The 9791-nt window shown below is 50.0% G+C and carries 9 protein-coding genes; 5 read left to right on the forward strand and 4 right to left on the reverse strand.

The genetic code is table 11. The features are described 5' to 3' along the window. Window positions 1-20: 20 nt before the first annotated feature. The gene (locus tag ACTJJS_RS29305; protein ID WP_440667158.1) at window positions 21-1832 is read left to right on the forward strand and encodes an amidohydrolase; all 1812 of its coding nucleotides are present in this window, start codon (window positions 21-23) and stop codon (window positions 1830-1832) included. An 81-nt stretch (window positions 1833-1913) separates the two neighbouring features. On the opposite strand, the gene ACTJJS_RS29310 is transcribed toward ACTJJS_RS29305, so the two are convergent. Together ACTJJS_RS29310 and ACTJJS_RS29315 are read right to left on the reverse strand one after the other, a co-directional pair. After that, a complete protein-coding gene (locus ACTJJS_RS29310; protein ID WP_168873659.1) occupies window positions 1914-2669 on the reverse strand; it encodes an SDR family oxidoreductase in 756 nt (251 codons plus the stop codon). A gap of 96 nt (window positions 2670-2765) precedes the next feature. Next, complete coding sequence (locus ACTJJS_RS29315; RefSeq protein WP_440667160.1) at window positions 2766-3116, reverse strand: helix-turn-helix domain-containing protein; 351 nt, start codon at window positions 3114-3116, stop codon at window positions 2766-2768. A gap of 453 nt (window positions 3117-3569) precedes the next feature. Between ACTJJS_RS29315 and ACTJJS_RS29320 the strand changes: the two genes are divergently transcribed. Then, window positions 3570-4664: a baeRF3 domain-containing protein gene (locus ACTJJS_RS29320; RefSeq protein WP_440667162.1), complete on the forward strand. Its 1095-nt coding sequence runs from the start codon at window positions 3570-3572 to the stop codon at window positions 4662-4664. Between the two features lie 2 nt (window positions 4665-4666). On the opposite strand, the gene ACTJJS_RS29325 is transcribed toward ACTJJS_RS29320, so the two are convergent. After that, a complete protein-coding gene (locus ACTJJS_RS29325) occupies window positions 4667-5491 on the reverse strand; it encodes a universal stress protein (protein WP_440667164.1) in 825 nt (274 codons plus the stop codon). Window positions 5492-5623: 132 nt separating this feature from the next. Here ACTJJS_RS29325 and ACTJJS_RS29330 point away from each other — a divergent pair, with 132 nt between their 5' ends. Genes ACTJJS_RS29330 through ACTJJS_RS29340 form a run of 3 tightly spaced genes read left to right on the forward strand, consistent with a single transcriptional unit; the run spans window position 5624 to window position 8174 of the window. Continuing rightward, the gene (locus ACTJJS_RS29330; RefSeq protein WP_343745936.1) at window positions 5624-6421 is read left to right on the forward strand and encodes an MlaE family ABC transporter permease; all 798 of its coding nucleotides are present in this window, start codon (window positions 5624-5626) and stop codon (window positions 6419-6421) included. 11 nt (window positions 6422-6432) lie between these two features. Next, entirely contained in the window at window positions 6433-7212 is a 780-nt protein-coding gene (locus ACTJJS_RS29335) for an ABC transporter ATP-binding protein (RefSeq protein ID WP_440667166.1), read from the forward strand. Further along, window positions 7209-8174 (forward strand): MlaD family protein, encoded by a 966-nt coding sequence (locus ACTJJS_RS29340; protein ID WP_440667167.1) that lies wholly within the window; start codon window positions 7209-7211, stop codon window positions 8172-8174. The genes ACTJJS_RS29335 and ACTJJS_RS29340 overlap by 4 nt, the downstream gene beginning before the upstream one ends. A gap of 49 nt (window positions 8175-8223) precedes the next feature. Here ACTJJS_RS29340 and ACTJJS_RS29345 read toward each other — a convergent pair whose 3' ends face one another. Next, window positions 8224-9762: a S8 family peptidase gene (locus ACTJJS_RS29345; RefSeq protein ID WP_440667169.1), complete on the reverse strand. Its 1539-nt coding sequence runs from the start codon at window positions 9760-9762 to the stop codon at window positions 8224-8226. Window positions 9763-9791 lie beyond the last annotated feature (29 nt).

Consider the following 9791-nt stretch of genomic DNA (forward strand, 5'->3'; position numbering starts at 1 on the left):
TGCAGGCAAAATAACCAACCATGAAAAAAACACCCTTACACCTCTTACTATCATTATTGACCCTATTAATCTTTTCCCGTTGTCAGGACAACACGCAGATCGCCGACGAAATTCTCAAAGGCCATGTGCGCACCATGAACGAAAAAGACTCCGCTAAACTGGAAGAATGCGTTGCCATCCGCGACAGTACTATCATTTTCGTTGGCAGTTTCGACGAAGCGAAGGCCAAACATTTCAAAGAAGGCCATACCAAAGTGATTGAGTACGGCGATTCCGCGCTGATCATGCCAGCCTTCATTGACGCGCACGCGCACGTCGGGCTCTTTGCCATGACGCTCCCACTGGCCGATCTCTCCGCCCGCCCCTATGGGAATGTCAATGATACGTTAACTCTTGAATCTGTCATGAAAACCTATTTCAACAGCAAAAATCTCAGGGAGAACGACCTCACTACCGTGGTGATGGGCAATAACTACGACGATTCGAAGTTAAAAGGCAATCTACAGCCCACCCGTTATCTGCTTGACCGTATTTCCACCACCCATCCCATTTACATCATGCATGTGAGCGGGCATATGGGCGTTGCCAATACCAAACTGCTGTCTATGATGGGCATCACCAACCAGACCCCCTCCGACTCCATAGCTGGCGGCGTGATTGCCAAGGAGAAGGGTGTTGTCACCGGTTTACTCACGGAAAATGCCAACGTCAGGGCCATTGAAATAGGTATGGGATCAGCTACCGCCGGCACCACAACAGATGCCGCCAAAAAGATCATGCTGGACAGTGCCGTATCCCGGTTGCTACAGGCAGAAAAAGAATGGTTCAAATATGGCATCACCACTATCTGCGAAGGCAGGGCGGACGCCAGCACTGTGCAGCTTATCCTGGGCGCCAGCAAAGCAAATAAACTGACAGGAGACTTCATTGTGTTGCCGGACTATGATCAGAACAGCAACCTGGGTGAACTGGCAGCTTACTATCCCAATTACCAAAACCATTTTAAAATAGGGGCTGTCAAATTCACCTTCGATGGTTCACCGCAAGGCAAAGACGCCTATCTGTCCCAGCCTTACAAAAAGCCGCCTGTAGGACAAGACGTTACCTACAAGGGACAGCCTATCTATCGTTATGCAGATGCAATGCGCAAAATAGACAGTGTGACTAAAAACCTGAAAATGCCGGTACATGTGCATTGTAATGGTGACTCCGCCATCGACATGGTGCTCAGTATCTTCCAGACATTAAAAGCCAAAAAGGACCTGGACAGCCTCCAAACGCCTTGTGTGATCATTCACTCACAGATCACCCGTCCGGAACAGATAGACGCCATGAAAGCGCTGGCAGGCCCTGTTATGGAGAGCTTCTTCCCTACACATGTGTATCTGTGGGGCGACTGGTATCTCAGCCAGGTGCTTGGCTCTCCTCGTGCGGACCGTATTGCGCCGTTGGGGGATGCTAAAAAAAGAGGGCTGCACTACACCATCCACACAGATTCACCGATCACACCGCCAGATCTGCTGACAGCCGTACATGCAGCCGTCAACCGCCGCACGCTGGACAGCGTATTGCTCGGTTATGATCAGCACGTATCTGTATATGACGCCTTAAAAGCCATCACCACGGAAGCAGCCTATCAATGGGGAGAAGATTCCACCAAAGGAAAACTGTTGAATGGCTACAGGGCAGACATTGTGGTATTAAGCCATGACCCGGTCAAGGTAAAACCGGAGACACTTCGATACAGTGTAAACGTGTTATCTACCTATAAAAGCGGCAAACAGGTGTACGCAGCCACCGCCCCTACGATGTCCGCGCTGACAAAAAAATAAGCAAACGGTCACGGATAAACGAATCCCGCATCGCCCAGTGGCAAAGCGGGATTTTTTTTTATACTGTGGATGACCATTACACTATCTTGTTGTATACCCACCGTTGGCAAATATCGTTTGCCCGGTGATCCACCAGCCATCAGTGACGAGGAACTCCACCAGCGGCGCGATGTCTTCGATCTTCGTCAGTCCGCCCAACGCTGAAGCGGATTTGTGGTAAGCCACCGCATCATCTGTTTCCTGTCCGTAGAAAAAAGGCGTGTCCATTGGGCCGGGCGCTACGGCCGTCACGGAAATACCACGGCCGCCATATTCTTTGGAGGCGGCGCGGGTATAGTGTTCCACCGGTGCTTTACCACCTGCATAAGTGGAATACAGACCTGTATATGCTGCCAGCAAAGAAGTTACGATAGTACAGATTTTACCGTTATCATTCAGTTGTTTACCTGCTTCCTGTATAAAGAAATAAGCCACTTTGGAGTTGATATCAAACATGCTGTCATACTCCGCTTCCGTAGTATCGGAGAATGGTTTCTTTAATACCTTGCCCACTGTATTGATGGCGATATCAATACCGCCCCATTGTTTGCGGGCTTCCTGAAAGAGGCTACGGATATTTTCCACTTTGGTGAGATCTGCCTGGAACAGGACGGCTTCCCCACCGGCAGCCTGAATATCTTCCAGTGTTTTATCTGCGTCCGCTTTGGTAGAGGCACTGTTGAAATGGATGATTATTTTAGCCCCTTTTTTTGCGATCTCCCTGCTCAGCAGACCACCCAGGTTCTTTGCCCCGCCTGCAATGAGCACAACTTTTCCTTTTAAATCGTTTCTTCCCATGATTACTTTTTTAAAGAATGTTTAACGATGGGATAAAGGTCAACAAATCTTATCCCCCGGCATGGTGAACTTTCAGGAATTTTGGAAAAGCGGCGTCTATCTTACAGATTCGCGGTACTGTCCGGGTGTTTGCCCTGTCATCTTCTTAAAAAACTTCGAGAAATTAGAAGGATCGTAGGTTAACACATTCGCTATCTCCGCTACCGGCTTATCTGTTTCGGCCAGCATTTTCCGGGCAGCATCCACGATCTTCTGATCATAAAAATGACAGGGGTGATGTCCCATGGTTTGCTGAATGGTGGCCGTCAAATGAGCATGGGACACAAACAGCGCGGAAGCAATCTGATTAAGTTCCAGGAACTCCGGCGCCTCACCGCTGATCACTTCAGCGATGTGTTTATCTAAAAAAGCGAAATAAGCTTTCGTAATTTTTTCATTTTGCTTCATGGATGTATTAGCTGCATTCTTTGAACAATCAGGCTGCAATGGTTAACACTTCACCGGGCCGGTCACAGGTGAAGCTTGCAGCGGACATACCGGCCCTTTGTCCGTCAAAGCTAATGATTTCGGGGAATTTTTTCGCTCTTTGTTTCTAAACTGTAATATCTCCCGCCACGAACAGGTATTTAGGATTGCTTCCTTTTTACACCCGCCTCTGCGTGCAATCGTCACTCCCAGTTGCATGCAGTCGAAGTGCGACAAGGCATGTGCATTCGTATTTGCTGTACGACAAATTACAGCAAAGGCGGGTCTTCATCAATGACAGGTATCAAATCCGTCCATGATCTGTATCATCATTACAGGCGGTGCTTCTTGCTACTTTTGATAAAGAGGCCGATATGCCTTAAAGATCTCATCAACGTAAAACTTTGTATCATGTTATCCGAGAAACTATCTGCAATGCAGGCTCACGCAATACCACCCTGCCTGTCACTGATCATCCCGCTTCAAAACGGTTCATCACAGAGCAGAAAAGCGGTGACCACCCAGATAAAAAAAGTTGTGAAGGAAGCGGAAGAGTATATTGAAAATACTTATCCGGCGCAGGCGGCGCAGTTAAAGTCAGCCTTAGAAGAACAGTATACGCTGTTTGAAAAAAATTATCATACCGATGCGGCAGGCCTTGGCATTTATGTGTCTGCCAGTGGCGCCCGGCAGTTCCTGTTTCCTTTTCCGGTAGAAGAAAAAATTCATCTCAGTGATTCTTTTTGTATACGTGAACTGCTGTACCTGGAGCATTATGCTTCAGGGTACGTCCTGTTACATATCAACGGGAAGGCGGCAGAATGTTACATGGGCAGGCTAAACGAGTTGCAGGCCGTATCTGACGGGGTGTTTCCCCTGCACTTTAAAAATGACTACGAATATGCGAAGCCGGCACAGCTCACTTCGCATGGCGGATATGAAGGCACCAAAAGCTTTGAAAAAGACAAGTCCGCATTACAGGCCATTCGCCTCAGGGACTTCTACCGGGAAGCTGACCGGCGTTTAAAAGGGCTGCTTAACGAAAGGCTTTTAATAATAGCCGGCCCGGAAAAAGACTGCGCCTTGTTCCGGGAAGTAACGGAACATAAACAACATCTAATCGGAGAGGTCCCTGGTAATTATGCACATACAGGATTAAAAAAACTGGCCGATAAGTGCTGGGGAGTTGTCAGAAGATGGATCGACCAGAAAGAGGCAGACAGTGTGTCTCAGCTGGTAGAGAAAACCTGGCCCAAACACATGATCGATGGCATCAAGAATGTATGGCGCGCTGCACAGGATGGTAAAGGACTGAAATTACTGGTGGAAAAAGATTACGCCTGCGCCGGTTTTATCGGGGACAAAGCGGGGAAATTCTATCTGAAGGCGCCCAAACTCGCCCACCGCACCATAGCAGATGCGGTGGATGATATTATTAAAACAGTGCTCCTTAAAAACGGAGATGTGCTTTTTGCTGATAAGGACACCTTGCGAGAACACCAGCATATCGCATTGGTCACCCGCTATTGAATTTATTGTTGTAATGCCATCAACGGCACAGGGCAATGTCTTGTCAGGTGCCGGGTATGGCTTTTATGCATTAAACTATGCAACAGGTCATGCTGCTTCGGTAATACAACCAGCAAATCCAGCTCCAGTTCTTTGGCTGCTTCCATAATACCTTCGTCGGTTTTAGGGTGTACGCTGTAGTGGTAATGAGGTGCCATAGACTGCAATATATCATGTAATACATTTGACTGGCGCACTACTGCCGGTGTGGCGTCCCGCTTGTTTTCCACGTTAAGCACATGTAGTTCCGCATGAAAATCCCCTGCAAACTGCTCTATACGTTGCACAGGGACTGTTTCTTCCACGTCATTAAAATCGCATGCCAGGCCAATTTTTTTAATGCCTTCAAAACTACGTTCAGGCGGAACCGTTATTAACGGCCATTGTAAATGGCGCATGGCATAGGCGGTATGCCCTCCCAGGAAAAGCCTTTCTGTGGCGGTAGTGCCCTGGCTGCCCATGATAACGGCATAAGGCCCCATCCGTTCACAGAGTGTCAGCAACTCGGTATAAAAGGTCCCCATTTTCACCACCACTTCAACCGGTACCTTTTCTTCCGTTCTTTCTGTCAGCTGTTGCTTCAGTTTGTTCATCTCTTCCTGGACATCCTGCAGTATCCTGTCCGGATCAAAGGCCAGCGGCACCTCAGCAGGGGATATCGGCAACGTATACACGTGCAGCAACACTACCTGTTTACCCAGTGCTTTGGCCATGTCTGCCGCATAAAAAGCCGCGTTCCGGGCCACCTGTGAAAAGTCAGTTGCCACGATGATTGTTTTCATTTTCATATACCACATTTTAGTGGTGAAAAGGTAGAAAGAACCCGCCGGGCAAATGCTGACAGTTGTCAGCCTCCGGTTTGATTCTGATCATTGGGCAGGGCACGGCAAGCAGTTAGCTTTGTGGTAAAATATGTATATATGCGGTCCCCGGCCCCACACAAGTATACATTATACAATAAGTTACACATCACGGTGTTGACGGATGTATACAACGTCTGCCGGTTTATACTCCGGTTCTTTGCAGAAGTTTTCCGGCCCCCTTACGAGTTCAGGGAAACGGTCAAACAATGTTACAACGTTGGTTATAAATCCTTTGCGCTTGTATCGCTGACGGGGTTTATCACCGGGATGGTATTCACGAACCAGTCGCGGCCGTCCCTGGCGGAATTTGGCGCCACCTCGTGGCTGCCGGGACTTATTTCCATTGCTATCGTCCGGGCATTGGCGCCGCTGATCACCTCCCTGATCGTTGCCGGGAAAGTAGGCTCCAACATTGGCGCGGAACTGGGCTCCATGAAAGTAACGGAACAAATTGAAGCCATGGAGGTTTCTGCCACCAACCCCTTTAAATTCCTGGTGGTCAGCCGCGTGGTGGCCACTACGCTCATGAACCCCCTGCTGGTGTGTTATATGGCGTTTGTCGGGCTGCTGGGCTCCTATCTCAATGTACACCAGCACGAAGACACCAGTTTCGCAGCATTCTTTCAGCATGGTTTTTCCAGCATCTCTTTTCTCGACATCACTGCGTCTCTTATCAAATCAGTGGTATATGGTTTTACGATCAGCATCACCGGTTGTTACCAGGGATATAACGCGGCCAAAGGCACTCAGGGCGTAGGCAAGGCCGCCAACGTGGCGGTGGTCATTTCCATGTTTCTCATCTTTATTGAAGAAATGATCATCGTTCAGATCGTGAATCAATTCAGGCCCTCTTAAAGTTACCAGTCATGAGAAAACCACCGGCCGATATCGATAAACAAAACGCCGTCATCCGTATACGGGGACTGTATAAATCTTTTGACACCATCGATGTGCTGACGGGGATGGACCTCGATCTTTACAAAGGGGAAAACGTAGTGGTACTGGGCCGTTCGGGCAGCGGGAAATCTGTGCTGATCAAACTCATCGCAGGGCTGTTGAAACCTGATAGCGGTACCATACGCGTGGCCGGCGAGGAGATAGACCAGCTGTCGCCAGGGGCCTTACAACAACTGCGGCTGAAAATAGGATTTCTCTACCAGGGCAGCGCACTATACGACAGTATGACCGTACGGGAAAACCTGGAATTCCCGCTGGTCAGAAACAGTGCTCATCTCACCCATGAAGAAAGGGACGCCGCTATCCGGGAGGTATTAAAGAATGTAGGACTGGAACAGTCCATTGACAAGATGCCGGCGGAGCTGTCTGGCGGGCAAAAGAAGAGGGTCGGCATTGCCCGTACCCTGATCCTGCACCCGGATATTATGTTATACGACGAACCAACCGCAGGGCTGGACCCCGTGACCTCCGGTGATATCAATACCCTGATCAACGAGGTGCAGCAGACATACCGCACCAGCGCAGTGATCATCACCCATGACCTCACCTGTGCCAAAAGCACAGGCGACAGAGTGGCCCTGATTTCAGACGGTAAATTCTGTGTGGAAGGTTCGTTTGAAGAGGTGTTTCAAAGTGGCGATGCAGAAGCTAAAAAATTCTACGATTACAATTTCATCGTTGACACATGAAAGCGGGCAAAAACAGGCAGCTGCTTATTGTAAGCATCTTTTCAGTACTGGCAGTCGCCATACTGGCCACCGCCATATTGATGTTAGGAGAGCAACATAAGTCGTTTGAGCGAAAATTCCCGGCAAAGACAGTAATGACCGATGTCAACGGCCTGAAGGTGGGCGACAACGTGTGGTTTGCCGGCGTCAAGATCGGTATCATCAAAAGTATCGATATCACAGATGATGGCCGGGTGTTGGTCACTATGAGCATCGAAACAAAAGCCAGAAAACACATCCGCCGGGATTCCCATACCAAACTGGGCACTGACGGGCTGATTGGCAACAAGATCATCATGATCTCGGGCGGCTCCGCCTCAGCGCCGCTCATCGCCGACAACGGCTACCTGTCAAGCATCGCAGGCGCCGGCGATATGATGGACGTACTGGACTCCGCCAGTAAAAACCTGGTGCAAATCACTCAAAACCTGAAAGCTGTCAGTCAGCGGATACTGACAGGCAAAGGTACGCTCACAGCATTGTTGAACGACTCCTCTATGGCCAGCAACCTGCAATACGCGCTCCGGGACGCCCGAGGGGCCATGGCAAAGGTACACACCGGCAGCGGCAAAGTAATGGGCGACCTCTCCGCTTTCTCTTCCCGGCTTAACCGGTCCGGCACGCTGGTCAACAGTCTCCTGGACGATACGACCAGTTATGAAAACATCAGTGAAAGCATCGCTCAACTCAAAGCGACCATGGACACCCTGGTGCTGTTCTCCCAGAACCTGAAAAAGGCCAGCGAAGCGTTGAACAACCCGCAACACGTAACCGGGGTACTATTGAACGACAAAGCTACCGCCGAACATTTACGCAACACGCTCAATAACCTTGATTCTTCCAGTATCAAACTCAAAGAAGACCTGGAAGCCGTGCGGCACAACTTCCTGTTCCGCGGGTACTTCAAAAAGAAAAGGGACTGATGCCCGCAGGCACCAGTCCCATAGCTGTTTAGCTGACCACTGAACGATATTAGTTTCCTACCGCTTGCTGAGCATCTACCACGCCCCAGCCCAGCTGACCGTGTTTGTTGTTGTAGAAGCTGGACGCACGGCGCATGCGCGCTAAGATGCTGTCACGAGAATAAGTGGGGTATTTGCTCCATACCAGCGCTGCAATAGCCGCACAGCTGGCAGTAGCCACAGAAGAACCACCCACTGTTGACGGCGCATTGCCGGTAGCAGCGGTAGTAAGCGGATTTCTTCCGGTGGTGGATTTTTCCATAATGATATCGAATGCCACTTCACGGCCGGAGTGACAGTCTTCGCAAGGAGAAGTACCATTGTCTTTTACGCCGGTCACCGCCTGTACTTCAGGCATAGTAGCCGGGTATACCACCCCGAGGAAAGGACCGAAAGTGGAGTTGGTAGTACCTGCTGCACAGAACATCAGTTTGCCTTTGTTATAGGCATAACGGATACCATCGGTCACGTGACCGAAAGAAAACAGGGAACCCATGCTCATGCTGATGATTTTAACGGCAGCATCATCACCACCGATCACATAGGCGTCACCGATACCCTGTACAGATTCAGGGGACAGGATCACCACGTTTTCTGCTGCGTGTACAGTCACCAGGCTGGCGTTGTACGCGATACCGGCGCTGCTGCCGCTAACACCGCGGGGTGCTGCGATCACACCGGCCATTTTGGTACCGTGACCACAAACATCGGAAGGTGTACCGCCCGGCCAGGTGGCAATTTTTGTGATGGTACGGCCGGAAGAAGCCCCCTGGTTGAAGTTGGCGCCAAGATTGTCCTGTGTAGGGCTTACACCGGTGTCGATCAGCATGATCTTAACGTTAGCCCCGGTAGACTTGGTCCATGCCTGCGGGATATTATGGTTAACATAGTTCCACGATTGCTTGGCGCCGGGTGTGATGTCCGTATAGTCGACACCGGGTACCAGCGCCGTATTGGCCAGGTTGGAATCGCAGCCAAAAGTGAGCAGGGAGCTTCCGGACGCACTACCACCGGAGGCGGGTTTCACCTGCATATAGCGCGCATAGCCCACCGGTTCTGCATACCTTACCAGTGCAGAAGCGCGGAGCGCTTTCACCGTGGCAAAGCGGCTGGCTTTTACATAAAACACCGGCAGTTTGGGAGACTGGTAAGTAACCAGGCCTTTCTCCTGTTTCGCGTCTCCTTTAAACTGTTCTGTTTCGTTGATCAGGTTTAACACCTGCTGACGTGCATCCTGCCAGTTTCCGGCGTTAACGTTGATTTTGTCGATCTCCCGGCTGATGTCAGCGGTGCCGGCTGGCTGGAAGCCAACAGACAGGATGCTGTCACCCTGTACCAGGGCGCTCCATACAACACTGTCATTTACCATTTTCCAGTCGAAGCGACCGGTTTTGTTGAGTTGTTCAAATACCAGTCCATTGATAACAGATTTTGGTACGACGCCTTCCGTGGCCGAGGGCTGGCCACCCTGAAGGACGGACTCTCCTCTTTTACAGGACATAAACGTGGCAAAGAGCATACAAGCTGCAAATAAATTAACAATTTTCATGTGAGGGTTTGCTTTAATGATGAGAATTT

This window comes from Chitinophaga sp. 22308, assembly GCF_052045305.1.
GTDB classification, from domain to species: Bacteria; Bacteroidota; Bacteroidia; order Chitinophagales; family Chitinophagaceae; genus Chitinophaga; species Chitinophaga varians_A.